The sequence below is a fragment of the Agrococcus sp. TSP3-2-1 genome, from assembly GCF_049897585.1.
Classification (GTDB): domain Bacteria; phylum Actinomycetota; class Actinomycetes; order Actinomycetales; family Microbacteriaceae; genus Agrococcus.
The window spans coordinates 12861-36426 of the sequence record NZ_JAFCWN010000002.1; the positions used below are offsets into that span (position 1 = coordinate 12861).

The 23566-nt window shown below is 73.1% G+C and carries 22 protein-coding genes; 14 read left to right on the forward strand and 8 right to left on the reverse strand.

Annotated elements, in window-relative coordinates:
• The first annotated feature begins 83 nt into the window (after window positions 1-83).
• The 3 genes from ACP7BI_RS02615 to ACP7BI_RS02625 all read left to right on the forward strand — a co-directional run bounded on the left by ACP7BI_RS02615 (window position 84) and on the right by ACP7BI_RS02625 (window position 3353).
• Entirely contained in the window at window positions 84-368 is a 285-nt protein-coding gene (locus tag ACP7BI_RS02615) for an HU family DNA-binding protein (protein ID WP_021010536.1), read from the forward strand.
• A 211-nt stretch (window positions 369-579) separates the two neighbouring features.
• Window positions 580-2565 carry a cytochrome c oxidase assembly protein gene (locus ACP7BI_RS02620; protein ID WP_425843563.1) on the forward strand — a complete coding sequence of 662 codons (1986 nt, stop codon included), beginning with the start codon at window positions 580-582 and terminating at the stop codon, window positions 2563-2565.
• Window positions 2562-3353, forward strand: coding sequence for a histidine phosphatase family protein (locus ACP7BI_RS02625; RefSeq protein ID WP_425843564.1), 792 nt, complete (start codon window positions 2562-2564; stop codon window positions 3351-3353). The genes ACP7BI_RS02620 and ACP7BI_RS02625 overlap by 4 nt, the downstream gene beginning before the upstream one ends.
• Before the next feature lie 79 nt (window positions 3354-3432).
• On the opposite strand, the gene ACP7BI_RS02630 is transcribed toward ACP7BI_RS02625, so the two are convergent.
• A complete protein-coding gene (locus ACP7BI_RS02630; RefSeq protein WP_425843565.1) occupies window positions 3433-3918 on the reverse strand; it encodes a GNAT family N-acetyltransferase in 486 nt (161 codons plus the stop codon).
• A gap of 92 nt (window positions 3919-4010) precedes the next feature.
• On the opposite strand from ACP7BI_RS02630, the gene ACP7BI_RS02635 reads away from it, so the two are divergent.
• Window positions 4011-4580 carry an acyl-CoA thioesterase gene (locus ACP7BI_RS02635; protein ID WP_425844059.1) on the forward strand — a complete coding sequence of 190 codons (570 nt, stop codon included), beginning with the start codon at window positions 4011-4013 and terminating at the stop codon, window positions 4578-4580.
• Window positions 4581-4602: 22 nt separating this feature from the next.
• Here ACP7BI_RS02635 and ACP7BI_RS02640 read toward each other — a convergent pair whose 3' ends face one another.
• On the reverse strand, window positions 4603-6186 hold the full coding sequence (locus tag ACP7BI_RS02640) for a phytoene desaturase family protein (RefSeq protein WP_425843566.1): 1584 nt from the start codon (window positions 6184-6186) through the stop codon (window positions 4603-4605).
• Window positions 6187-6302: 116 nt separating this feature from the next.
• Between ACP7BI_RS02640 and ACP7BI_RS02645 the strand changes: the two genes are divergently transcribed.
• Together ACP7BI_RS02645 and fgd are read left to right on the forward strand one after the other, a co-directional pair.
• Window positions 6303-11030, forward strand: coding sequence for a proline dehydrogenase family protein (locus ACP7BI_RS02645; RefSeq protein ID WP_425843567.1), 4728 nt, complete (start codon window positions 6303-6305; stop codon window positions 11028-11030).
• 31 nt (window positions 11031-11061) lie between these two features.
• Window positions 11062-12054 carry a glucose-6-phosphate dehydrogenase (coenzyme-F420) gene (fgd, locus tag ACP7BI_RS02650; RefSeq protein ID WP_425843568.1) on the forward strand — a complete coding sequence of 331 codons (993 nt, stop codon included), beginning with the start codon at window positions 11062-11064 and terminating at the stop codon, window positions 12052-12054.
• 83 nt (window positions 12055-12137) lie between these two features.
• Here the strand turns inward: fgd and ACP7BI_RS02655 are convergent, their stop codons facing one another.
• Entirely contained in the window at window positions 12138-13445 is a 1308-nt protein-coding gene (locus ACP7BI_RS02655) for an FtsX-like permease family protein (RefSeq protein WP_425843569.1), read from the reverse strand.
• A complete protein-coding gene (locus ACP7BI_RS02660) occupies window positions 13442-14353 on the reverse strand; it encodes an ABC transporter ATP-binding protein (RefSeq protein WP_425843570.1) in 912 nt (303 codons plus the stop codon). The genes ACP7BI_RS02655 and ACP7BI_RS02660 overlap by 4 nt, the downstream gene beginning before the upstream one ends.
• 118 nt (window positions 14354-14471) lie before the next feature.
• Here ACP7BI_RS02660 and ACP7BI_RS02665 point away from each other — a divergent pair, with 118 nt between their 5' ends.
• The 3 genes from ACP7BI_RS02665 to ACP7BI_RS02675 are packed head-to-tail and all read left to right on the forward strand — an operon-like array spanning window position 14472 to window position 16751.
• Complete coding sequence (locus tag ACP7BI_RS02665; RefSeq protein ID WP_425843571.1) at window positions 14472-15359, forward strand: CPBP family glutamic-type intramembrane protease; 888 nt, start codon at window positions 14472-14474, stop codon at window positions 15357-15359.
• 44 nt (window positions 15360-15403) lie between these two features.
• Window positions 15404-15763, forward strand: a complete 360-nt coding sequence (locus tag ACP7BI_RS02670) for a VOC family protein (RefSeq protein ID WP_425843572.1) — start codon at window positions 15404-15406, stop codon at window positions 15761-15763.
• A 40-nt stretch (window positions 15764-15803) separates the two neighbouring features.
• On the forward strand, window positions 15804-16751 hold the full coding sequence (locus ACP7BI_RS02675) for a nucleoside hydrolase (RefSeq protein ID WP_425843573.1): 948 nt from the start codon (window positions 15804-15806) through the stop codon (window positions 16749-16751).
• Window positions 16752-16768: 17 nt separating this feature from the next.
• On the opposite strand, the gene ACP7BI_RS02680 is transcribed toward ACP7BI_RS02675, so the two are convergent.
• Window positions 16769-17956 carry a MalY/PatB family protein gene (locus ACP7BI_RS02680; RefSeq protein ID WP_425843574.1) on the reverse strand — a complete coding sequence of 396 codons (1188 nt, stop codon included), beginning with the start codon at window positions 17954-17956 and terminating at the stop codon, window positions 16769-16771.
• 89 nt (window positions 17957-18045) lie between these two features.
• Window positions 18046-18543 (reverse strand): beta-class carbonic anhydrase, encoded by a 498-nt coding sequence (locus tag ACP7BI_RS02685; RefSeq protein ID WP_425843575.1) that lies wholly within the window; start codon window positions 18541-18543, stop codon window positions 18046-18048.
• A gap of 29 nt (window positions 18544-18572) precedes the next feature.
• Here ACP7BI_RS02685 and ACP7BI_RS02690 point away from each other — a divergent pair, with 29 nt between their 5' ends.
• Window positions 18573-18923 carry a pyrophosphatase gene (locus ACP7BI_RS02690; protein ID WP_425843576.1) on the forward strand — a complete coding sequence of 117 codons (351 nt, stop codon included), beginning with the start codon at window positions 18573-18575 and terminating at the stop codon, window positions 18921-18923.
• A gap of 103 nt (window positions 18924-19026) precedes the next feature.
• The gene (locus tag ACP7BI_RS02695; RefSeq protein WP_425843577.1) at window positions 19027-20343 is read left to right on the forward strand and encodes an FAD-dependent monooxygenase; all 1317 of its coding nucleotides are present in this window, start codon (window positions 19027-19029) and stop codon (window positions 20341-20343) included.
• A 261-nt stretch (window positions 20344-20604) separates the two neighbouring features.
• Here the strand turns inward: ACP7BI_RS02695 and ACP7BI_RS02700 are convergent, their stop codons facing one another.
• The gene (locus ACP7BI_RS02700) at window positions 20605-21015 is read right to left on the reverse strand and encodes an NUDIX hydrolase (RefSeq protein WP_425843578.1); all 411 of its coding nucleotides are present in this window, start codon (window positions 21013-21015) and stop codon (window positions 20605-20607) included.
• Between the two features lie 273 nt (window positions 21016-21288).
• Between ACP7BI_RS02700 and ACP7BI_RS02705 the strand changes: the two genes are divergently transcribed.
• Together ACP7BI_RS02705 and ACP7BI_RS02710 are read left to right on the forward strand one after the other, a co-directional pair.
• Window positions 21289-21576, forward strand: coding sequence for a WXG100 family type VII secretion target (locus ACP7BI_RS02705; RefSeq protein ID WP_425843579.1), 288 nt, complete (start codon window positions 21289-21291; stop codon window positions 21574-21576).
• A 77-nt stretch (window positions 21577-21653) separates the two neighbouring features.
• Window positions 21654-22127 (forward strand): hypothetical protein, encoded by a 474-nt coding sequence (locus ACP7BI_RS02710; protein WP_425843580.1) that lies wholly within the window; start codon window positions 21654-21656, stop codon window positions 22125-22127.
• 19 nt (window positions 22128-22146) lie between these two features.
• Here the strand turns inward: ACP7BI_RS02710 and ACP7BI_RS02715 are convergent, their stop codons facing one another.
• Entirely contained in the window at window positions 22147-22584 is a 438-nt protein-coding gene (locus ACP7BI_RS02715) for an Lrp/AsnC family transcriptional regulator (RefSeq protein ID WP_021010510.1), read from the reverse strand.
• A gap of 91 nt (window positions 22585-22675) precedes the next feature.
• Between ACP7BI_RS02715 and ddaH the strand changes: the two genes are divergently transcribed.
• Window positions 22676-23566: a dimethylargininase gene (ddaH, locus tag ACP7BI_RS02720; RefSeq protein ID WP_425843581.1), complete on the forward strand. Its 891-nt coding sequence runs from the start codon at window positions 22676-22678 to the stop codon at window positions 23564-23566.

Sequence of the window (23566 nt, forward strand, 5' to 3'; positions counted from 1 at the left end):
TTCGGGGTTGGTCGGAGCCCCTGGGGGCCCCGGCGGATGCCCGCCTCCAGGCGGGCCCGACATGCCACATCCAGGAGGACACCATGGCTGAGACCATCAACAAGACCACCCTCGCTTCGAAGATCGCCGCGACGACCGACCTCTCGCAGGCCAAGGTCAGCGCCGTCCTCGACGCGCTCTTCGACGAGGTCTCGGCGGCCGTCAAGGCCGGCGACAAGGTCTCGATCCCCGGCTTCTTCAGCGCCGAGCGCACCGAGACGGCTGCCCGCACGGGCCGCAACCCGCAGACGGGCGAGGAGATCCAGATCGCCGCGGGCCACCGCGTCAAGCTGACCGCCGGCTCGAAGCTCAAGGCTGCCGTCAAGTAGCTCGCACCGCACACAGCACCGGGAGGGGCGTCGCCGAGAGGCGGCGCCCCTCCCGCGTGCTCCCGTGTGCACAACGCAAGCCCGCCGGCCGACCCTCGCGGGAGGTCGAGCGCTGCACCGGGTTCCACCGCCATCCGCGGCGGCCCGGCTTGCGTTGTGCACGGGAGGCCCGGGGCGGGCCGCTCATAGCGTCGGTCACTACCCTGGACGGGTGCAGCGCCTCCGTCTCCTCGCCCCGGCGCTCGCGATCCTCGCGGGCCTCGCCGCGCTGTGGGCGGCGCTCGAGCTCGGCGGCGGCGCCGATCCGCTCGCGATCGAGGATCCCGGCCCGCTCGTGCGCTACGGCCTCCCCGCCGTCACGATGCTCCGCAACCTCGCGATCGCCGCGTCGTTCGGCGGGCTCGTGCTCGCGTGCTTCGCGCTCGTGCCCGGCAGCCGCGACTGGAACCGCTCGCTCGACCTCGCCGCGCTCTCCGCGGGTGTCGCGACGGTGCTGCAGGCGTTCGTCGGCTTCTGGACCTTCCGCCAGCTCGTCTCGAACCCCGTCACGGCCGACGACGAGTTCGGCAACCTGCTGCAGCTGTTCTTCGTCGAGATCGAGACCGGCAGGCTGCAGCTCGGCACGATGCTCTCGCTCGCGGTGCTCACCGTCACGCTGCTCGTCGTGCGCGGCTCGACCGCCGTCGCGTTCGCGGTCGTCGGCTGGGCCGTGCCGTTCTGGCTCATCGCCTCCGGCGGCCACGCGGGCGGCACCGCCAACCACGCGCTCGCCGTCTCGTCGCTCCTCCTCCACCTGCTCTTCGTCTCGATCTGGCTCGGCGGGCTCATCCACCTCGCCGTGCTGGTGCGCGGCCGCGACGACGAGAGCCCCGACGACGCATCCGCACCCCGGAACGCCGCGTACGGCGACGTGCTGCTGCGCTACTCGAGCCTCGCGCTCGTGAGCTTCGCCATCGTCGCCTTCACCGGCATCGTCTCGTCGTGGGTGCGCATGGAGGGCGACTGGTTCAGCGACTACGGCATCCTGTCGATCGCGAAGGCGGTGCTGCTCGTCGTGCTCGGCGCCTTCGGCGCGTGGCAGCGGATGCGCATCCTCACGCCCGCGCGCGAGGCACGCTCGCGCGTGACCGGCAGGGCGGTCGCGCTCATCCTCGGCCTCGAGCTCGTCGTGATGGGCGTCACGGCCGGCGTCGCCGCGGGCCTCGCCCGCACGGCGACGCCCGTGCCGGAGGTGCCGCCGGGCGCGGAGGCGAGCCCTGCCGAGATCCTCACGCAGCAGCCGCTGCCGCCCGAGTTCTCGCCCATCCGGCTGCTGACCGAGTGGCGCATCGACCCGCTCTGGACGGTCCTCTGCGCGCTCTTCGCGTTCTTCTACCTCGCGGGCGTCGTGCGGCTCGCGCGCCGCGGCGACCGCTGGTCGGGCGGCCGCGCGGTCGCGTGGCTCGCGGGCATCGCGCTGCTGTGGTGGTGCACGAACGGCGCGCTCAACGCCTACCAGGAGTACCAGTTCTCGTTGCACATGCTCGTGCACATGCTCATCGGCATGGCCGTGCCGCTGCTGCTCGTGCTGGGCGCGCCGATCACGCTCGCGATGCGGGCGATCGGCAAGCGCCGCGACGGCTCGAGGGGCGGGCGCGAGTGGATGCTCGCGATCGTGCACTCGCGCTACCTGCAGGTCATCGGGCATCCGGTCGTCGCCGCGGTCATCTTCGTCGCGAGCCTGTGGATCTTCTACTTCACGCCGATCTTCGAGTGGTCGATGCGCGAGCACCTCGGGCACGTGTGGATGGTGCTGCACTTCCTCGGCGCCGGTTACCTCTTCGTGCAGGCCATCATCGGCGTCGACCCCGGACCGGCGCGGCCGCCCTACCCGCTGCGGCTCACGCTCCTGCTCGGCACGATGGTCTTCCACGCGTTCTTCGGCCTGTCGATCATGATGAGCGACGCGCTCATGCTCGCCGACTGGTTCGGCGCGATGGGCAACGGCATCGACGCGCTCGAGGATCAGCGGGTCGGCGGCGGCATCGCCTGGTCGGTCGGCGAGGTCCCGACCGTGATCATGGCGATCATCACGACGATCAAGTGGTCGCGCAGCGACCGCAAGGAGCAGAAGCGCACCGATCGCGCCGCTGCTCGAGACGGCGATGCCGAGCTCGGCGCCTACAACGCCATGCTCGAGAAGATGGGGGAGCGATGAGCGACCAGGCGACCGAGACCGCCCGCAGCGAGCGGTCGAAGGCGGAGCGGCCCGAGCAGCGCCTGCCGGAGGAGCTCGCGGCGCTCGCCCGCGGGCGCGAGCTGCGCATCACGATCGTGCGGCACGCCGAGACCGAGCACAACACGAACCACCTCATGCAGGGCTGGTCCGACTCGCCGATCACCGCGCTCGGCACGCGCCAGATCGAGGCCGTCGCGCGGCGCCTGTCGAGCGAGCGCTTCGAGCTGTTCTTCTCCTCCGACCTGCAGCGCACCCGCACGACGGCCGAGGGCATCCGCGCGGCCCTCGACCCCGCGCCCGAGATCGAGCTCACCGAGCTGCTGCGCGAGTGGAACTTCGGCGGCCACGAGGAGCGGAAGGCTTCCGACGTGTGGCGCGAGGTCATCGTCGAGCACGGCTTCGAGGTCGACCGCGAGCTGAGCGCGCTGAGCGCGATCGCCGACCAGGTCGGCTGGCGCGGCCTCTTCGACACCATCGCGCAGCTCGACGCGACCGGTCAAGCCGAGCAGGCCGCCGCGATCGTCCTCCGCGCCGACGGCGCGCTCGAGCACGTCATCCGCGCCGCGGCCGACGTCCCGGGCGAGGGTCCGGTGCACGTGCTCCTCGTCTCGCACGGCGGCTTCATCACGTCGCTCCTGCGGCAGCTCGTGCCGGACCTCACGCCCGACGTCATCCTGCCGAACTGCTCGATGACGACGGTGTCGCTGCCCGCGGGCACGACCGTGTGGCAGCTCGACCGGCTCGGCGAGGTCGCGCCGGTCGAGTAGCGGCCGCAGGCCGCGCATCGAGACCAGTCGCTCCCGTCTCGATACGGCCCTGCGGGCCTACTCGACGGACGGAGGGCGCTCAGTCCCGCGAGGGCAGGTGCACCGCGATCTCGTACCGCGCCCGCGGGTCGGTGTCGTCCGAGCGCTCGCCCGAGAGGCCGAGCTGCTCGTAGAAGTGCTTCGCGACGTCGAGCGACTGCCACTCGAGCACCCGGATCTTCGTCTGCTGCTCCGCCCAGTCCCGCACCGCCTCGAACAGGGCCGTCCCCGCGCCGCGACCCCGCGCATCCGGAGACACCCACAGGTCGTGCATGCGCGCGATCGACCAGTCGCGGTGCGGTGCCGGCCCGTAGTCCTGCGCGGCCGCGTAGCCGGCGACGCGCCCGTCGAGCTCGGCGACGACGATGTGGTGCGCGGGGTTCTCGACGAGCGCGACGAGGCGCTCGCGGTAGCGGTCGACCTTCTCGTCCTCCTCGTCGACCGAGCGGTGCGCGGCGAACATCGGCAGCAGCGCCTCGGCGTCGGCCGTCGTCGCCCGCCGGATCGTGATCGCGCCCTCGCTCATGGCGCCAGCGTAGCCCGACGCGCTCCATGGAGGTTCCCGCCAACGCGTGCGGATGCGCGGGCGCGAGTCGGGCAGGATGGCTCCTCGTGAACATGTGGTTGCAGTGGCTGCTCGCGATGGACCTCAAGAGCCGGGGGAAGCCCGAGCTCGGCATCGGCGACGTCGCGAAGACGACCTTCCGGGTGCTGCCGACCGACATCGACCTGCTCGGCCACATGAACAACGGGCGCTACCCCTCGTACATGGACCTCGCGCGCGTCGACATGACGAACCGCACGGGCATGTCGGCCGCGCTCGGCAAGGCCGGCATCTACGCCGTCGTCGGCCAGTCGTCGATGGTCTACCGCCGCTCGCTCGACCTGTGGCAGCGCTTCGACATCGAGACGGCCGTGCTCGGCGGCGACGAGCGCGCGATCTACCTCGTGCAGCGCTTCGTCGTCGACGGCGAGGTCTACGCGCGCGGCATCGTGCAGGGCCGCTTCATCGAGAAGGGCGTCGGCACGGCGAAGATCGCCCGCGTGATCGAGGTGCTCGAGTCGGCCGGCATCGCGGTCGACATCCCGGCGCTGCCCGAGCAGGTCGCCGAGTGGGCGCGCCTCAACGCGCTGCCGCCGTCGCGCGCGAGCCACCCCTCCGACTGGGCGGGCCGCGTCCCGCGCTGACTCGCGGCCCGGCGGGCGCTGGCTACGGCCGCAGCAGCTCGAGCGCCGCGTGCGCCGCGTTGTGGCCGCCGATGCCCGAGACGGCGCCGCCGCGGCGCGCGCCCGAGCCGGCCATGAGGATCCGCGAGTGCGGCGTCGCGACGCCCCACGCCTCGGCGACCGAGGTCGGCTCGTGGTCGAGCCACGGCCACGACAGCTGGCCGTGGAAGATGTGGCCGCCCGGCATCGCGAGCGACGCCTCGATGTCGCGCGTCGTGCGCGTCTCGATCGCGGGCCCGCCCCGCCCCTCGACGAGCAGCGGCTCGATCGGCTCGGCGAGCACCGAGTCGAGCGACGCGAGCACCGCGCGCTCGAGCTCGTCGCGCATCCGCTCGTTCGACTCCTCGGTCAGCAGCCGGTCGGGCGCGTGCAGGCCGAAGACGGTGAGGGTGTGGGCGCCGGATGCGCGCAGGTCGTCCCCGAGGATCGTCGGGTCGGTGAGCGAGTGGCAGTAGATCTCGCACGGCAGCGGCTCGGGGATCGCGCCGCCCGCCGCGGCGGCGTAGGCGCGCTCGAGCTGCGAGTACGTCTCGTTGATGTGGAACGTGCCGCCGAACGCCGCCTCGGGCGCGATGTCGTCGCGCAGCCGCGGCAGCCGGGAGAGCAGCATGTTGACCTTCACCTGCGCGCCCTCCGGCCGCGGCACCGACGGCCCAGCAGGCTCGAGCAGCCCCGCGAGCACGTGCGGCGCGACGGCCGAGAGCACGAGGTCGAACTCGGCGGTGAGCTCCGTGCCGATCGGCACGCCGGGCGAGTCCGTCGGCAGCCCGCCGACCTGCTCGCTCCACGTCACCTCGCCGTCGGGCGTCACGCGTGTGACGGTCACGCCCGTGAGGATCGTCGCGCCCGCCTGGCGGGCCGCGAGCTCGAGCTCGCCCGAGACCTGCCCCATGCCGCCGATCGGCACGTCCCAGTCGCCCGTACCGCCGCCGATCACGTGGTAGAGCAAGCAGCGGTTCTGCTCGAGGCCCGGGTCGGCGAGCGAGGCGAAGGTGCCGATGAGCGCGTCGGTCGCGATGACGCCGCGCGCGACGTCGCTGCGCACCGCGCGCTCGATCGCCTGTGAGATCGGGGCGTCGACGATCTCGGACCACGCGGATGCGTCCCCGGCGGCCGCGCGCGCCGCCTCCTTGGTGGGCAGCGGCTGGGTGAGCGTCGGGAAGAGCGCAGCGGCGAGGCGCGTCGTGCGGTCGTAGAACGCCGCGAAGCCGTCGGCGTCGTCGGCCGCCCCGATCGCGGCGAACGACGCGCGGGTCGCGGCCTCGTCGCCCGCGTCGATGAGGAGCCCGCGATCGCTGCCCGGCACGGGCGTGTAGGAGGAGTAGCGGCGGCGGGCGAGCCGCACGTCGAGGCCGAGGTCGTCGATGATCTGCTGCGGCATGAGGCTCACGAGGTAGCTGTAGCGCGAGAGCCGCGCGTCGAGCCCGTCGAAGGCCTGCGCCGAGACGGCCGCGCCGCCGACGTGCGGCAGGCGCTCGAGCACCGTGACGTCGACGCCCGCGCGGGCGAGGTACGCGGCGGCGGTGAGCCCGTTGTGGCCCCCGCCGATGATGGCGACACGCGACATGCTCGTCCTCCTCGACTCGGGCGGGCCCGTCGATGCGGTCGGCGCCGGCCCGCGAGCGCTCGGCGCCGCAGCCCGGCCCGGGTCGCCCCATGGCCCACCCCCATACGATATGCGGCATGACCGACCAGTCCAGGGACGACGACTTCGACGCCCTCATCGCGAAGGGCATCGAGCTCGCCGACGCCGAGCAGTCCGGGGACGAGCCGGTCGAGGTCGTCGCCGAGCAGGACGCCGATCCCGATGAGCCGCTCGCTCCGCTCGGTGGGCGCTTCGGGCTGAGCGGCCCGGCGTTCGAGGTCGACGACGCGACGTTCGCGGCCGCGAGCCGCGCCGTGCCGGTCCCGCCGCCCGCCGTCGCCCGCTCCGCCGAGGGCCCGACTCCGAGCTGGTCGCTCGCGCAGGAGCGCGAGGAGGAGCCGACCGTGCAGATGGACGTCGCCGAGCTGCAGGTCGAGCTCGACGCCGCCTCGCCGGTGCCGGTGCCGGGCGATGCCCGCCCGATCGTGCCGGCGGATGCGTCGGCGGGCGGTGCCGACGACGCCGCGGCGACCGCCGTGGTCGAGTCGCCGGAGCCGGTGGACGCGGAGCAGCCGGCCGACGACCCCTTCGCCGCGCGGACGCCGACGCGGCGCGAGCTGCGCGAGCAGGCGACGCAGCTCGAGGCCGCGGCGATCGACGAGGCCGAGCCGGAGATCCTGGACGAGCAGCACGGCGACGTGCACGAGCCGCTGCGGCCGCCGGGTGACGCGACCGACCCCGAGGCGCCGGCGGTCCCCGACCCCGTGGTCGCGAACCCGGTGCTCGCGAACCCGGTGGTCGCGAACCCGGTGGTCGCGAACCCCGTGGTCTCGAACCCCGTGCTGCCCGAGCAGGACCAGCCGCGCATCGGCGGACTCGCCGCCGCGGTCTCGGCGCGCGCCGCCGCGAAGGCGGAGGCCGACCGCCGAGCTCGCGAGGGCTCGACCGACGAGCCGCCCACGGGCGCTGCCGCGGCGCCGCCCGCCGCGGAGGCGCCGAGCGCCGCGGCGACGCCGAACGCCCCCGTGGCGCCCGTCGAGCGGATCGTCGCCGCGGCCGCCGCCGCGACGCCCACGGCGGTCGCTCCCGCGGCTGCCGCACCGATCGCCGCTGCCGTCGCGGCGCCCGTCGCGCCCGCCGAGCCCCCCGCGGCTCCGCCGGCCCCACCCGAGCAGCCCACCGAGCCGGCGCCCGAGGAGCCCGCCTCGCCCGCCATCGTCCGCGACCCCGAGCCCACCGCGGTCGTCAACCCCGCGGCGCCCGAGCGACCGACCGCATCCGCTCGCGTCGAGCTCACCGACGCGTCGAGCGACGACCCCTTCGCGCTCGCGGCGATCGAGCGCGTGCGCGGCTGGATCGACCGGCCGGCGAGCGACAAGCAGGACAAGTCGGCCGAGCGCCTCGCGGGGCTGCTGAAGGATCCGGCGGGCCTCGACTTCGCGATCGGCTTCGTCGACAAGGTCATCCGCCCCGAGGATCCGAAGGTCAGCGCGCTGGGCTTCGAGGCGCTCAGCCGCGAGATCCCGGGCTTCCTCGACTGGTACCTCAAGCTCGGCATCACGGCGGGCGGCGGCTTCGGCATCGTCGTGCCCAAGCTCGTCATCCCCGTCGTGAAGCGCGCGATGCGCGACATGGTCTCGCACCTCGTGATCGACGCATCCCCCTCGAAGCTCGCGAAGCCGCTCGCGAAGCTCCGCGAGGACGGCACGCGCGTCGACGTCACCCTGCTCGGCGAGGCGGTGCTCGGCGAGGAGGCAGCCGCGAGCCGCCTCGAGGGCACGATGGAGCTCCTGCGCCGCGATGACGTCGACTCCGTCTCGATCACGGTGTCGGCGATCGCGCCCCAGCTGCAGCCGTGGGCGTTCGACGAGACGGTCGAGCTCGTCGTCGAGCGGCTGCTGCCGCTCTACCGGCTCGCCGCCGAGTCGACCCCGCCGAAGCCCATCAACCTCGACATGGAGGAGTACCGCGATCTCGACCTGACGATCGCGGTCTTCGAGCGCCTGCTGTCGCGCCCCGAGCTCCGCGGTCTCGAGGCGGGCATCGTGCTGCAGGCGTACCTGCCCGACGCGCTCGCCGCCTACCGGCGGCTCGCCGCGTTCGCGAAGCAGCGCCGTGCGAGCGGCGGCGCCGGCATCAAGGTGCGGCTCGTGAAGGGCGCGCACCTCGCGATGGAGCGCGTCGACGCCGCGATCCACGGCTGGCCGCTCGCCGTCGTCGGCTCGAAGGCCGCGACCGACGCGAGCTTCAAGCGCGTGCTGCGCGAGGCACTGCTGCCCGACAACGCCTTCGCGGTGCGGCTCGGCGTCGCGAGCCACAACCTCTTCGACCTCGCCTACGCCGCCGAGCTCGCCCGCCACCACGGCACCCACCAGCGCGTCGACGCCGAGATGCTGCTCGGCATGGCCGCCGAGCACCGCGACGCCGTGCGCGAGGTCTTCCCCAACCTCGTGCTCTCCACGCCCGTCGTGCGGCCCGACCAGTTCGACGCCGCCGTCGCCTACCTCATCCGCCGGCTCGAGGAGAACGCCGCGGGCGAGAACTTCATGTCGAGCATGTTCGACCTCGGCGACCCTGCCGTCTTCCAGCAGGAGCGCGACCGCTTCCTCGAGTCGATCGAGCTGCTGCGCGCCGACGACGCGGCGGGCGAGCCGCGTCCGAACCGCACCCAGGACCGGCTGGGCGACCTCGCGGTCTCGGTGACGCATCCGACCGGGTTCGCCAACGAGCCCGACACCGATCCGTCGCTCCCGGCGAACCGCGATTGGGCGAGGCAGCTCGTGCAGCGCGCGGGCGAGACCCGGCTGGGCCTCCGCACCCTCGAGATGAACCGCATCGACGACTGGCCGACGCTCGAGCGGCGCATCGACCGCGCGGCGCAAGCGGCGAGCGGATGGGCTGGGCTCGGTGCCGCGCGGAGGGCCGAGACCCTGCGCGACGCGGCGACGGCGCTCGGCGTCTACCGCGGCCGGCTCATCGAGATCATGATGGCTGAGACCGGCAAGACGATCGGGGAGGCCGACCCAGAGGTGTCGGAGGCGATCGACTTCGCGCGGTACTACGCCGAGCAGGCGATCGAGCTCGAGCGCGTCGAGGGCGCCACCCCGCGGCCCGTCGCCCTCACCGTCGTCACCCCGCCGTGGAGCTTCCCGGTCGCGATCCCGTGCGGCGGCGTGACCGCGGCGCTCGCGACCGGCTCGGCGGTCATCCTCAAGCCCGCCCCGCAGGCGCGGCGCTCGGCGGCCGTGCTGGCCGAGGCGCTCTGGGAGGCGGGCGTGCCGCGCGACGTGCTGCTGCTGTGCGACGTCGAGGAGGGCGAGCTCTCCGAGCGCCTCGTCGCCCACCCCGCGGTCGGCCGCGTCATCCTCACCGGCTCGACCGAGACGGCCGAGCGCTTCACCACCTGGCGCGCCGACCTGCCGCTGCTCGCCGAGACGAGCGGCAAGAACGCGATCATCGTCACCCCCTCGGCCGACTTCGACCTCGCCGTGGCCGACATCGTGCGCAGCGCCTTCCTGCACGCGGGTCAGCAGTGCTCCGCCGCCTCGGTCGCGATCCTCGTCGACACCGTCGGCGACAGCGAGCGCTTCCGCCGCCAGCTCGTCGACGCCGCGACGACGCTCCGGGTCGGCTCGCCACTCGACGTCCGCACCCACGTCGGTCCGCTCATCGAGCCGGCGGGCGGCGACCTGCTGCGCGCGCTCACGACGCTCGAGGACGAGGAGGAGTGGCTGCTCGAGCCGAGGCGGCTGGATGCGTCGGGCCGGCTCTGGTCGCCCGGCATCCGCGACGCCGTCCTCCCGGGCACGTACTCGCACGTCACCGAGCTCTTCGGGCCGCACCTCTCGCTCATCGAGGTCGACTCGCTCGAGGAGGCGATCGAGGTGCAGAACGGCACGGAGTTCGGCCTCTCCGCCGGCATCCACTCCCTCGACCCCGAGGAGGTCGCGCACTGGCTCGACGAGGTCGAGGCGGGCAACCTCTACGTCAACCGGGGCATCAGCGCACGCGTCGTGCGGCGGCAGCCGTTCGGCGGCTGGAAGCGCTCGCAGGTGGGGCCGGGCGCGAAGGCCGGCGGCCCCAACTACCTCGCGACCCTCGTCGACTGGGAGCCGGTGCACGCCGAGCCGAAGGCGTCGGTGCAGCTCAAGGGGCTCGACAAGCGCGTCGCGGAGGTCATCGAGGCGGCGACGCCCGTGCTCGACTTCGTCGAGTTCGACGCGGTCCGCGCCGGTGCGAAGAGCGACCAAGCGCGCTGGAAGGCGGAGTTCGGCGTCTCGAAGGACGTCTCGGGCCTGGCCGTCCCTCCCTTGTGCGCGGAGCGGAACGTGCTCCGCTACCGGCCCGCCGAGGTGCTCATCCGCGTCGCGGAGGACGGCCGCCTCGTCGACCTCGTGCGGCTGCTCGCCGCCGCGGCTCGCGCGCGCTCCACGGTGCGCATCTCGACCGCCGTCGGGGTGCCGCCCGGCGTCGTGAAGCTCGCGCGGCGGCCGCTGCCGGCGCTGCGGCTGCTCGAGGTCGTCGAGGAGACCGACGCCGAGTTCCACGCGCGGCTCCGCTCGCGCGAGGCGCTCGCCCCAGTGGAGCGCGACGACGTGCTCGGCCTCGAGCGTCCCTCGGAGCCCGTGCGACGCATCCGCCTCGTCGGCACCGATCCCGGTGTGCGCGCGGCGCTCGCGGGCGACGTCTCGGTCGCCGTCTACGACGGCCCGGTGACGCGCGCGGGCCGCGTCGAGCTGCTGCCGTTCCTGCGGGAGCAGTCGGTGTCGATCACCGCGCACCGCTTCGGCACGCCCGACCGGGCGATGCTCGAGCTGCCCGTCTGAGGCCGCGCCGAAGGCTGGTTGACTGACTCCCATGCGGTACGGATACAAGGCCAGCGCCGAGCAGTTCTCGCCCGCCGAGCTGCTCGACCTCGTCGTGCTCGCCGAGCGGGTCGGGCTCGACAGCGCGTTCATCAGCGACCACCTGCAGCCGTGGCGGCACGAGGGCGGCCACGCGCCGAACGCCGTCGCGTGGCTCGGCATGGCGCTCGAGCGCACCGAGCGCCTCGTGCTCGGCACCTCGGTGCTCACGCCGACGCTGCGCTACCACCCGGCGGTCGTCGCGCAGCAGTTCGCGACCCTCGGGCAGGTGCACCCGGGCCGGCTGATCCTCGGCGTCGGCACGGGCGAAGCGCTCAACGAGCAGGCGATCGGCGTCGAGTACCCAGAGCTCAGGGAGCGGTTCGCGCGGCTCCGCGAAGCCGTGCGCGTGCTCAAGCGGCTCTGGACCGACGAGCGCGTCGACTTCGACGGCGACTACTACTCGCTCAACGGGGCGACGATCTACGACCGGCCGGCAGAGCGCATCCCCATCTACGTCGCCGGCGGCGGTCCCGCCACGACGCGCTACGCCGCCCGCTTCGCCGACGGCCACATCTGCACGTCGGGCAAGGGCGACGAGTACTACCGCGACACGATCGTCGCGAACCTCGAGGAGGGCCTCGCGCAAGCGGAGCGCGACTCCGCCGAGGTCGACCGGATGATCGAGATCAAGGTCTCGTACGACCGCGATGCCGACGCGGCGCTCGAGAACACGCGCTTCTGGGCGGCGCTCTCGCTCTCGCAGGAGCAGAAGCACGACGTGCACGACCCGCTCGAGATGCAGCGGCTCGCCGACGAGCTGCCGATCGAGCAGGTCGCGAAGCGCTGGATCGTGGGGTCGGATGCGTCCCGGGTCGCGGGCGAGATCGCCCACTACGCAGAGCTCGGCTTCACCCACCTGGTGTTCCACGGGCCGGGGCACGACCAGCGGCGCTTCCTCGAGCAGTTCTCGGAGGACGTGCTGCCGCTGCTGCCCGCCCGCTGAGTCATCTTCAACCGGACAGCCGCTAGGGCGCGACAGATATCTCCTCGCCCCACTGGCTATCCGGTTGAGTCCCGCTCGACTCGTCAGACGGCGGCGCTGGCCGTCGCCACGCGCTTCACGAGCGGCAGCGCCGCGGCCGTCGCGGCGAGCGTCACCGCGACCGCGCCGACCGTCAGCAGCGCCCACGTGACGACCGAGTCGGCGCTCGACCACCAGAGCATGAACGACGGCAGGATGAGCAGCAGGGCGACGCCGGCCGCACCGCCGACGCCGACGATGAGCGGCAGCGCCACCTGGCGCACGAGCGCGGACTGCATGACGGGCACGTCGACACCCATCCGGTGCATCGCCTGGTGCTCGCGCTGCTGGTCGAGCACCTTCGCCGACTGCGCGATGCCCGCGAGCACAGCGCCGAGCACGCCGGCGATCGCGATCGTGAGCGCCGCGCCGGTCGCGATGTCGACCGCGAAGGGGTCGTCGGCCGCCCCGAGCGCGGGGGCGAGCGACGCGAAGCCGCCCGCCATCACCGCGACCGACATCGCGCCGACGATGTTGAACGCGCCGCGGGGGTCGTCGATCACGCGCCGGGCCGCGAGCAGCGTCGCGGGCCTCCGCGCCGCCTTCGCGACGATCCGGGCGACGAGCTGGATGAGCAGCGGCCCGATGAGCGAGTAGGCGAGCACGACGATCGCGATGAGGGCGATCGAGAAGGAGACGTCGACCGGGACGAGGTCGAGCGCGACGACCGCGACGTAGACGCCCACGGGAATGGCGAAGCCGACGATCCGCCAGAGCGAGAGGCCCTGCTGGCCCACGCGCTGCGCGACGCCGAGCGGCGTGACGTGCACGCGTCGCAGCGAGGCGAGCGCGGCGACGAGCGACGTGAGGAGCACCGCTCCGGCAGCGGCGAGCCAGATCCACGCGGGCGGCAGCAGCTCGGCGACCGTGAACGGCAGCCCCTGGAACTCGATCCGGGCGATGCCGGGCGTGACCGCGAGCGCGAGCATCGCGCCGACCACCACGCCGACGAGCGCTTGCGCGACCGCGTCGAGCACCGCCATCGCCGACACCTGGCCGCCCGTCGCGCCCGCGAGCCGCAGTGCCGCGAGCCGATCGTCGCGGCGCGCGAGGGCGAGCCGCACGGCCGCTTGCGCGAGCGTCCAGACGGCCGGCAGCAGCAGCGCCGCAGCCACGAGCGCGAGGGTGACGATGAGCTCGCCGTCGAACCGGTCGACCCGGCCCTCGGCCACCCGCACCTGGAACGCGTTGACGCCGCCGAGCACCGCGAGCAGCGCCGCGGTCGCGAAGGCGAACGCGATCGCGCTCAGCACGTCGGTCGCGCGGGGTCCCGTCGCGCGCGCGAGGCGGGCCCAGAGGGCGATGGCGGTCATCGCGGGGTCTCGATCCAGGACTGCTGCACGGCGCCGCGCAGCGTGTTCGGCATGTGCGGGTTCGGCACGTGCGCCTCGACGCGCGCGGCGCCGTACGAGGGGTGCTGCGGGAGCGGCACGGGGGCGGATGCGATGCCGGGCACCGCGTACGACGGCGCGGCGCCCGACGGTGCCGTGCGCGCGGCCGCCGGGACGGCATCCGCTCGCACGTCCACGCGCCGCTCATCGCTCACGATGCGCCCGTCCTGCAGCCGCACGACGCGCGAGCACATCGCAGCGACCTCCGGGTCGTGCGTGACGACGACGAGCGAGGCGCCGTGGCCGAGCGTCGCGCCGATGAGCAGGCTCATCACGGCGTCGCCCGTCGAGCGGTCGAGCGCGCCGGTCGGCTCGTCGGCGAAGACGATGCCGGGGGAGCCGACGAGCGCGCGGGCGATCGCGACCCGCTGCGCCTGGCCGCCCGAGAGCTCGCCCGGCCGGCGACCGAGCATCTCGCCGAGCCCGAGCCGGTGCAGCAGCGCGCCGGCCGCCGCCTCGGCGCCCGTGCGGGCGGTGCCGCCGAGCATGAGCGGCAGCGCGACGTTCTCGATCGCGGGCAGCTCGGGCAGCAGCTGCCCCGACTGGAAGACGAAGCCGAAGTCGCTGCGGCGCAGCTTCGTGCGCTCGCCGTCGCGCATCGACGCGAGGTCGCGGCCGCGCCAGACGACGCGGCCCGACGCCGGCGCGACGATGCCGGCGAGCGCGTGCAGGAGGGTCGACTTGCCCGAGCCCGAGGGGCCCATGATCGCGACCGCCTCAGGCTCGTCGACGCCGATCGCGAGCGAGACGTCGGCGAGCGCGGGCGCCGCGGCGTTGCCCTGTCCGTAGGTGTGGGTGAGCCCGAGGGCCTCGAGTCGGTTCGTGTGCATGGATCCATCGGAGCACCGGGCACCCGGGCCGGGCCAGCGCATCCGCCGCCTTTGCATCGACCGGGGGAGGTGGATCATCCGGGCGGATGAGTCAGGTCGCCTTCCGTAGGCTGATGGCGTGACGACCGATCGAGCGATGCCCGCCGCCGCGCCGGCCCCCGCCCCCGCCCGGTCGGTGGTCGCTGCGGAGGGCACGACGACGCATCCGCTCGCCATCATCCCCGCCGCGCTCGTCACGAGCGCCGCGGTGCTGCTCTTCTGGGCGCTGAGCGACTGGGGCTACCTGCCGCTCGTGCTCGGCGTCGTCGGCGGCATCCTCACCGACCGCGCGGGGCTCTCGCGCAAGCTCGGGCAGGACCTCGCGATCATCGCGATCGCGCTCACGTGGATCAGCTTCATCTCGCTGCACGCCGACCTGAGCGATGCCGGGATCCTGCGCTTCACGATCGCGCTCGGCGGCGCAGTGCTCATCCCGTACTCGATCTCGCGCTGGCTCTACCGCGACCACGCGGTGCGCTTCCCGTGGGCCGGCGGCCGCTGGACGCGCCGCATGTGGACGTACCTCGTGGTCGTCGTGCTCGCCGCGTACCTCATCCTGCCCTTCTACTTCCTCACCTCCGGCGTCTACCGCAACTGGCCGGCGGTCGAGGACTGGAACATGATCGCGCGGCTCTTCATGGGCGTGAACGCCGTGGGCCTGTGGGACGAGCTCTTCTTCATCTGCACCGTCTACACGCTGCTCCTGCGCCACTTCCGGCCGTGGCTCGCGAACCTCCTGCAAGCGGGCATCTTCGTCTCGTTCCTGTGGGAGCTCGGCTACCAGTCGTGGGGGCCGCTGCTGACGATCCCGTTCGCGCTCGTGCAGGGCGCGATCTTCTCGTGGACGAAGAACCTCCTCTACGTCGTCACGGTCCACTTGCTGTTCGACGCGGTCGTCTTCCTCGTCATCGTGCACGCGCACCACCCCGAGGCGCTGCCGATCTTCCCGCTCGTGCACGGGTTCTGAGGCTCCCCTGGCGCGAGCGGATGCGTCGGCGTAGCCTCGCGCGCATGGCCATCGCACGCTTCCCCACGCTCGTCGTCGACTGCCCGGACGCCCTCGCGCTCGCGCGCTTCTACGGCGCGATGCTCGACTGGCCGATCGTCGACGAGAACGACGACTGGGTCGAGATCAAGGCCGACCACGGCCAGATGCTCTGCTTCCAGCAGGTCGAGCAGTACGCGGCGCCCGACTGGCCGGGCCAGGAGCACCCGCAGCAGATGCACCTCGACGTCAATGTCGACGACCTCGACGAGGCGGAGGCGGCGGTCGTGGAGCTCGGCGCGACGAGGCACGAGCACCAGCCGGGCAAGACCTTCCGCGTCATGCTCGACCCGGCCGGGCACCCCTTCTGCCTCTGCGTCGAGTAGCTCGCGCTCGCTCGGCGAGCGCGGGACCTAGGCTCGAGGGGTGACCACCGTGCTCCTCGACGTCGACACCGGCATCGACGACGCCCTCGCCATCCTCACCGCCGCGCTCTCGAACGAGATCGACCTCGTCGGCTGCTCGGTCGTGTGGGGCAACGTCGACGCCCGGCAGGGCGCCCGCAACACCTCCGAGGTGCTGCGGCTCGCGGGGCACGGCGACGTGCCGATCGCGGTCGGCGCCGCCGGTCCGCGGAACGGCGCGGTTGCCGTCTACTCGCCTCGCGTGCACGGCGACGACGGGCTCGGCGGATGCGCCGACACGGCCCACGAGCCGCAACTCGCGCCCGAGAGCGCGGTCGAGCTCATCCTGCGGCTCAGCCACGAGCACGCCGGGAGCCTCGAGATCGTCGCCGTCGGGCCGCTCACGAACCTCGCTGCCGCGCTCGACGCGGATCCCGAGCTGCCCGAGCGCATCCGCCAGGTCACGATCATGGGCGGCGCGGCGCTCGCGCCCGGCAACGTGTCGGCGACGGCCGAGGCCAACATCTGGCACGACCCCGAGGCGGCGCAGGTCGTCTTCGACGCGCCGTGGGAGCTGACGATGGTCGGCCTCGACGTGACGATGACGTCGCTCATCACCGACGCGCACCGCGAGCGGCTGCGCGCCGGCGGCGAGGTGGGGCGCTTCTGCGACCGCATCCTCGACTTCTACCTCGACTTCTACGAGGGCTACACGGGCGAGCGCGCCTCGGGTAACCACGACGCGCTCGCGCTCGCGGTCGCGACCGGGCTCGTGCGCACGACGCTCTCGCCGATCGTCGACGTGCACGTCGACTGCTCGGACGGCCCCGCGCGCGGCCGCACGGTCGCCGAGCTCGAGGGCGAGTGGGGCGAGTGGCCAGAGCGCGAGGGTGCCCGCCACCGCGTCGTGATGGAGGTCGAGCCGGGCTTCGAGGATCGCATGGTCGAGCTGCTCGCGTCGGCGCGCTGAGCGCCGAGGGCGAGCGCTCAGGCGACGGCGCCCATCCGCCGCACCGCCTCCTCGATGACGTCGGGCCGCGTGCCGAGGTTGAAGCGCACGTGGTTCGCGCCGCCGGAGCCGAACGCCTCGCCCGCGCTCAGCCCGACCCGCGCCTGCTCGAGGAAGGCCTTCGCCGGCCCGCTCGAGAGGCCGATGTAGCCGGGGTCGGGGCGCGCCGCCGGGTCGGCGACGCGGGACTCGCGGCAGTCGAGCCACGCGAGGAACGTCGCCTCGCCCGGCCGCCAGCGGATCGCCGGCGCGTGCTCCGCGAGCAGCCGCCCGAGCAGCGCGCGGTTCTCGCGCAGGCCCGCGAGCACGTCGTCGAGCCACGCGCCGCTCTCGGCGAAGGCCGCGACGTGCGCGATCGACGCGAGGTGCGAGGGGCCGTGGCTCACGACCTCAGCGATCGACGCGAGGTCGCCGGCCGTCTCGGCTCCGCCGACGATGAGCGCGGTGCGGAGGCCCGCGAGGTTGAAACCCTTCGACGCGCTCGTGAGCGAGAAGCCGCGCGGATCCACCGTCCAGTAGGGCGTGAGCTGCGCGTCGAGCAGCAGCGGCGCGTGGATCTCGTCGGAGATCACGCGCACGCGGTGCCGATCCGCGATCGCCGCGACCCGCTCGAGCTCCTCGCGCGAGTGCACCGTGCCGGTCGGGTTCTGCGGGTTGCACAGCAGCAGCACCGCACGCGCGCGGCCGTCGGGGGCGGCGCCGCCGACGCGCTCGCACACCGCCTCGAGCGCGTCGAGGTCGAGCCGCAGGTCGTCGCCGAGCGGCGCCTCGACGACCTGCCGCTCCGCGTGCACCGAGTAGGCGTGGAAGGGCGGGTAGACGGGGCTGTTGACGATCACCGAGCCGCCCGGCGGCGTGAGCTGCCGGATGAGCTCGAACGCGCCCATCATGACGTCGCTCACGAGCGCGGTGCGCTCGACGACCACCTCGGCGCCCCAGCGCTCCGCGGCGAAGACCGCGAACGCATCCGCGTACCCCGTGCCGTGCAGGTAGCCGGTGTCGCCCCGCAGCATCGCGTCATGGACGGCGCGCGTGATCGGCTCGGCCGGCACGACGTCCATCTCGGCGACCCACATGGGCAGCACGTCGGGCTCGAAGAAGCGCCACTTGATGCTCGTGCGCTCGCGCAGCCGGTCGAGGGGCACCTGCTCGAAGGGGTTGACCATGCGCACAGCATCTCAACCGGACAGCCGGTAGGGCGAGGCGAATGCTGTCGCGCCCTGCCGGCTACCCGGTTGAGCCGGGCGCAACGGGCTCAGCCGACCTGCTCGAGCAGCCCCGTGTCGACGTCGTAGAGGAAGCCGCCGACCTCCGCGCGGTCGCCGATGAGCGGGTGCGAGCGCACGCGGTGCACGTCCTCGATGATCGAGAGCCGCTGCTGCTCGATCGCGCCGAGGTCGAGCCACGACGCGTCGACGCCCGCAGCCTCGGAGATGTCCATGAGCAGCTCGCGCTCCGACTTCGACGCCATCGCGCAGCGCGTGTGCTGCACGAGCAGCACGCGGTCCACGCCGAGGAGGTTGACGCCGAGCACGAGCGCGACGAGCGTGCGCTCGGTCGCGCGGCCGCCCGGGTTGCGGAGGATCTTCGCGTCGCCCGGGACGAGCCCGATCATGCCGAGCGGATCGATGCGCGAGTCCATGCACGTGACCATCGCGACACCCGCCTTCGCGACGCCGTCGAACCCTTGCAGGGCGAAGGTCTCGGCGAAGGCGCGGTTGTGCTCGAGGAGGTCATCGAAGGCGTTGTTCATGTCAATGAATCTAGTGCGAACATGACCCCATGGAGATCCGCGCCCTCGCCCAGCAGATCGACGCGATCTCACGCCGCTACGCCGAGGTGTACGGCTTCGAGCGCGACGCCGACTGGCTCGTGCTCAAGCTCCAGGAAGAGGTCGGCGAGCTCGTGCAGGCGTGGCTCGCGAAGACCGGCCGCCAGCGCGACAAGGGCCACAGCGCTGCGGAGATCGATCGCCGCTTCGCGCTCGAGCTCGCGGATGCGCTGGGCATGCTGCTCGCGCTCGCGGAGGCCACGGGGGTCGACATCGAGCAGGCGATCGACGACAAGTGGCTCGTCTGGGATCGGCGCGTCTCGCAGCGCGCCGGCGAGGCGGACGCGCCCGAGCGCGACTGACGCCCCGCATCCGATCGCCCCGCATCCGATCGCCCCGCATCCGATCGCCCCGCATCGCATCGCCATGGTGCCGCCGCTGAGGTCGCCCCGATAGCCTGCCGCCATGACGCAGACCGCCATCATCGTCGGTGCCGGACTCGGCGGGCTCGCGGCCGCCCGAGCGCTCGAGACCGCCGGCTGGCACGTGCGGGTGCTCGAGGCCGCGCCGAAGGTGCGGGCGATGCCCGCCGGCATCAGCATCACGAGCAACGGGCTCGAGGCGCTCGACGAGCTCGGGGTCGGGGATGCCGTGCGCGAGCAGGCGGTCAAGGCCAGGCCCGAGGGCGTCTTCACCGATCAGGGCACGCGCCTGCAGCAGGGCTTCGCCCATGAGTCGAGCGCGGTGCACGCGATCCACCGGGGGACGCTGCTCGAGATCCTGCGCGGCGACCGCGAGGTCGAGAAGGGCATGCGGGTCGTCGGCGCCGCCGACGGATCGAGCGGGCGCCCGAGCGTCACGATCGAGCATGGCGCCGTCGACCCCGACTCGCGAGACGCGCGCGCGGAGCGGCAGGCGCGCGCCGACCGCTCGCTCGGCATCAAGGTCGGCCGACGGCTGCAGCGCGCCCTCGAGCCGGGCGACGAGCCGATCGACCGCCGCGCCGAGAAGCGGGCGACGAAGCAGCAGGTGCGCGACGCGGCCGAGGGCCGCTCCGAGACGCTCGAGGCCGACCTCATCGTGGGCGCCGACGGCATCGACTCGGCGGTGCGCAAGGCGCTCTGGCCGAAGGCCGCGACCGACTACTCGGGCGCGACGTGCTGGTACGGCGTCGTGCAGGCGGAGTCCGACTCGCCAGCGGGCGCCCGCCAGTACCTCGGGCGCGGCGCCGAGTTCGGCATGGTGCCGATCGACGGCGGGCGCGTCTACTGGTGGGGCATGGCGCACGCCCGGATGGGTCGGCACGCGCCCGATGAGCTCGAGGCCGCGCGCGAGCGGTTCGACACGTGGGCGCCCGAGGTGCGCGACCACATCGCCGCGACCGCGCAGGCGTCGATCACGCGCCGCGACCTGCACTGGCTCGCGACGCCGCTGAGGACCTTCCACCGCTCGGGCGTCGTGCTGCTCGGCGACGCGGCGCACGCGATGCTCCCGACCCTCGGCCAGGGCGGCAACCTGACGTTCGAGGATGCGGCGACCCTCGGCATCCTCCTCGCCGACCACCCGCTCGAGCAGGCGCTCCGCGCCTACGACAGCGAGCGCATCCGCCGCACCGACCGCTTCAAGCAGCTCTCGCACCGCCTCGCCCACACGACGACCGAGACGCGCAGCTCGGTGCTCGTCGCCGCGCGCAACGGGGCCTACAACCTCATGCCCGCGATGCTCGCCGAGATCGCCGGCGACTGGATGCTGCACTGGCGCAGCCCGCGCGCGAAGCGCTGACCGGGACGCTGTCGGCGACACGCCCGAGAGCGGCATGGGTAGTTCTCCCCATAGGCCTCTCCCAGGTGCGGGCGCTACCGTTCTGGGTAGCCCGGCTGGGGCCCCGCAAGGGGAAATCGGGCTACGAGACAGGGATCCGGCGCATCGCGCCGGAGTGCAAGGGCCTCAGGGACGGGGCGTTGCACGACTCGGCGAGAGCCGGTCGTCCACATCACAGAGCGGGGCTCGACTGGGGTCGGGCCCCCTCTCTCGTCTGCGGATCTATCGCCGAGCTCTTTCGGCGAGCAGCATCGGGAAGATCAGCTCGCGGTTGAGCGGCGCCTCGGCCTCGTCGTCGATGCCGAGCGCCGGGTCGATCCAGCGCACCGCCTCGATCTCGGCGCGCGCGTGCGGCTCGATCACGTCGTGCGTGCGGAACACGCTCGCGCGGAGCGCGAAGCCCGCCTCGTTCGCGGCGCGCGTCTTGAACTCGCCCATCGGCTCGATGCGGTCGAGGCCGATCTCGACGCCGAGCTCCTCGAGCACCTCGCGCACGCCGCACTCCGCAGCGCTCTCGCCGGGCTCGGGCTTGCCGCCCGGCAGCATCCACGCGGAGGTGCCCCGCTTCCGCACCGTCAGCACCGCGCCGTCGGCGCGCTCGAAGCAGATCGCCGAGACCGTGATGACGCCCATGCGACCAGGCTAGGCGGCTCGGCTACGGGCGGCGGTAGGCGCTGCCGTCAGCCTCACGGGGGAGCGGTTCGCCGCCCCGAGCACGATGCGAGCCCCCGCGCGGCGTCGGCCCTCATCGGCGAGCGTCGCGGCGATCGGCCTCCGCGCATCCGTCAGGCCGCCATGCTGGCAGGGGACTTGTGCCCATCGCATCTGCAGCGACGCGCTCCTACGGTGGAGGCGTCGGCACCGATCGGGGTCGGCGGTCGAGGACTTCGAGGGAGTGATCATCGCATGAGCGATTTCGGCGCATCGTATGCAGAGATGGAGTCCGTGGCGGGCAAGCTCGACACGGGCAAGGAGGACATCTCGGGTGTCCTGAAGGACCTGAAGGGCCAGGTCGACACCCTGCTGGGCGAGGACTTCAAGACGCAGCACGCGTCGGGCAAGTTCGGTGAGGGCTACGAGGAGCTCACGACGGGTCTCGAGCAGGCGATCGAGGGCATCTCTGAGATGGGCGAGGCGCTGCGCGGCATGATGCAGGCGATCCAGTCGCTCGACGAGCAGCTCGCCGGCAGCTGATCATCCTCGAAGGGCCGGTCGGCGCACTGCGGCGCTGACCGGCCCTTCGTCGTCCGCGCGACCGGTAGCCTGCCGAGGTGAGCATCGCGATCGCGCCCGTGCGTCCGCGCGATCGGTGGGAGCTGGCGTACCGCTGGGCCGCGGCGGTCGCTGCCGCCCAGTTCGGCTGGGTCTTCGTCATGGGGCTCTTCGCGGGTGGGCGGTTCCTCGCCGTCGAGGCGCCGAGGTGGGAGCCGTTCGTCGAGTGGCCGGTGCTGCCGATCCCCGCGTGGCTCACGGTCGCCATCGGCGTCGTCGCGGCGGTGGCCGCGGTCGGCATGGCGGTCAGGCGCGAGGTGACGAGCGAGGTCGCCGTCGCATTCCAGGACCTCGCGATCGGCATGCTCGTCCTCGGCGTGCTCCCGCTCGGGCTCGCGCGCGCCTACGCGGGCGTCGGCGTCCCCGAGGGTGAGCTCGGCTGGCACTGGATCGCGTCCGTCGCGCACGTCGTCGCGCTCGTCGCGCTCGTCGTCCGCGTCGCCCGTGCCGCGCGCGCCGAGCCCGAGCGATGAAGCCCGGCTCGCGGCCCGCTCAGCCCGCGGTGCGCGTGATGAGCTTCGAGAGCACGATCGCCGAGCGCGTGTGGTCGACGGTCGCGGCGGCCCGCACCTTCTCGAGCGCGTCCTCGAGCGCGATGACGTCGCGCGCCCGCATGATGACGATCGCGTCGGCCTCGCCCGTCACGGTGCCGGCCTCGACGATCTCGGGCACTCCGGCGAGGATGCGCTTGAGGTCGGTGGGCGAGACGGTGCCGCGGCAGAACAGCTCGACGTAGGCCTCCGTCGCGAGCCCCTCGACGGCAGGGTCGACCTGGACGGTGAAGCCGCGGATCACTCCGTCGGCGACGAGCCGGTCGATGCGCCGCTTCACGGCGGATGCGGAGAGGCCCACCTCGGCACCGATGTCCGCGTAGCCGGCTCGCGCATTGAGTCGCAGGCGGTCGATGATGCCGTGGTCGATTCGATCCATGCGCACGAATCTACAGTGCTGGCGGCCCGACTTGCACGAAACTCGCGTCCGGACCCGTGCATTTGCGTCGATCGGTTGCGACCCTGGATGCATGCAGCAGACGACCGACGCGCGCCCCGAGACCGCGAACCCCCGAACCGCGAGCACTCAGACCGCGACCGCGCAGCTCGGCCTCGACGCCCGAGCGGCCGTGCACAAGACGGTGCTCATGTGCCGCCCCGAGCACTTCACCGTGAGCTACCGCATCAACCCGTGGATGAACCCCGAGCTCCCGACGAGCACGCCGCTCGCGGTCGAGCAGTGGCAGTCGCTCCACGACGCCTACCGCTCGCTCGGCTACGACGTCGAGCTCATCGAGCCCATCCCCGGCCTCAACGACATGGTCTACGCCGCGAACGGCGGGTTCACGCTCGATGGGCACGCATACGGCGCGAAGTTCACCTACGAGGAGCGCGTGCCCGAGGGCCCCGCCTACATGTCGTGGTTCGAGGCGAACGGCTTCGAGGTGCACGAGCCGCGCGCCATCAACGAGGGCGAGGGCGACTTCCTGCTCTCGAACGGCGCGATCCTCGCCGGTCACGGCTTCCGCACGACCCTCGAGTCGCACGACGAGCTGCGCAGCATCTTCGACCGCGAGGTCGTGAGCCTGCGCCTCGTCGATCCGTCGTTCTACCACCTCGACACCGCCGTCGCGATCCTCGACGAGTCGAACATCGCCTACCTCCCGAAGGCGTTCGACGACGCGAGCCGCGCGGAGCTCGAGCGCCGCTACCCCGACGCGATCCTCGTCGACGACCAGGACGCATCCGTGCTCGGCCTCAACTCCTTCGGCGACGGCCGCACGATGCTCATCGCCGAGCGCGCGACGGGCTTCGAGCGGCAGCTGCGCGAGCGCGGCTACGAGACCGTGGGGCTCGACCTGAGCGAGCTCCTGCTGGGCGGCGGCGGCATCAAGTGCTGCACCCTGGAGCTGCGACGATGA

Bases quoted from the DNA above. Each gene is read 5' to 3' on its own strand.
- fgd (WP_425843568.1), top strand. From the start codon at position 11,062: ATGCGGTACGGATACAAGGCCAGCGCCGAGCAGTTCTCGCCCGCCGAG.
- ACP7BI_RS02640 (WP_425843566.1), bottom strand. From the start codon at position 6,186: ATGTCGCGTGTCGCCATCATCGGCGGGGGCCACAACGGGCTCACCGCC.
- ACP7BI_RS02700 (WP_425843578.1), bottom strand. From the start codon at position 21,015: ATGGGCGTCATCACGGTCTCGGCGATCTGCTTCGAGCGCGCCGACGGC.
- ACP7BI_RS02690 (WP_425843576.1), top strand. From the start codon at position 18,573: ATGGAGATCCGCGCCCTCGCCCAGCAGATCGACGCGATCTCACGCCGC.
- ACP7BI_RS02660 (WP_425843570.1), bottom strand. From the start codon at position 14,353: ATGCACACGAACCGACTCGAGGCCCTCGGGCTCACCCACACCTACGGA.
- ACP7BI_RS02680 (WP_425843574.1), bottom strand. From the start codon at position 17,956: ATGGTCAACCCCTTCGAGCAGGTGCCCCTCGACCGGCTGCGCGAGCGC.
- ACP7BI_RS02630 (WP_425843565.1), bottom strand. From the start codon at position 3,918: ATGAGCGAGGGCGCGATCACGATCCGGCGGGCGACGACGGCCGACGCC.
- ACP7BI_RS02715 (WP_021010510.1), bottom strand. From the start codon at position 22,584: ATGGATCGAATCGACCACGGCATCATCGACCGCCTGCGACTCAATGCG.
- ddaH (WP_425843581.1), top strand. From the start codon at position 22,676: ATGCAGCAGACGACCGACGCGCGCCCCGAGACCGCGAACCCCCGAACC.
- ACP7BI_RS02670 (WP_425843572.1), top strand. From the start codon at position 15,404: ATGGCCATCGCACGCTTCCCCACGCTCGTCGTCGACTGCCCGGACGCC.
- ACP7BI_RS02705 (WP_425843579.1), top strand. From the start codon at position 21,289: ATGAGCGATTTCGGCGCATCGTATGCAGAGATGGAGTCCGTGGCGGGC.
- ACP7BI_RS02615 (WP_021010536.1), top strand. From the start codon at position 84: ATGGCTGAGACCATCAACAAGACCACCCTCGCTTCGAAGATCGCCGCG.
- ACP7BI_RS02635 (WP_425844059.1), top strand. From the start codon at position 4,011: ATGTGGTTGCAGTGGCTGCTCGCGATGGACCTCAAGAGCCGGGGGAAG.
- ACP7BI_RS02625 (WP_425843564.1), top strand. From the start codon at position 2,562: ATGAGCGACCAGGCGACCGAGACCGCCCGCAGCGAGCGGTCGAAGGCG.
- ACP7BI_RS02655 (WP_425843569.1), bottom strand. From the start codon at position 13,445: ATGACCGCCATCGCCCTCTGGGCCCGCCTCGCGCGCGCGACGGGACCC.
- ACP7BI_RS02645 (WP_425843567.1), top strand. From the start codon at position 6,303: ATGACCGACCAGTCCAGGGACGACGACTTCGACGCCCTCATCGCGAAG.
- ACP7BI_RS02695 (WP_425843577.1), top strand. From the start codon at position 19,027: ATGACGCAGACCGCCATCATCGTCGGTGCCGGACTCGGCGGGCTCGCG.
- ACP7BI_RS02685 (WP_425843575.1), bottom strand. From the start codon at position 18,543: ATGAACAACGCCTTCGATGACCTCCTCGAGCACAACCGCGCCTTCGCC.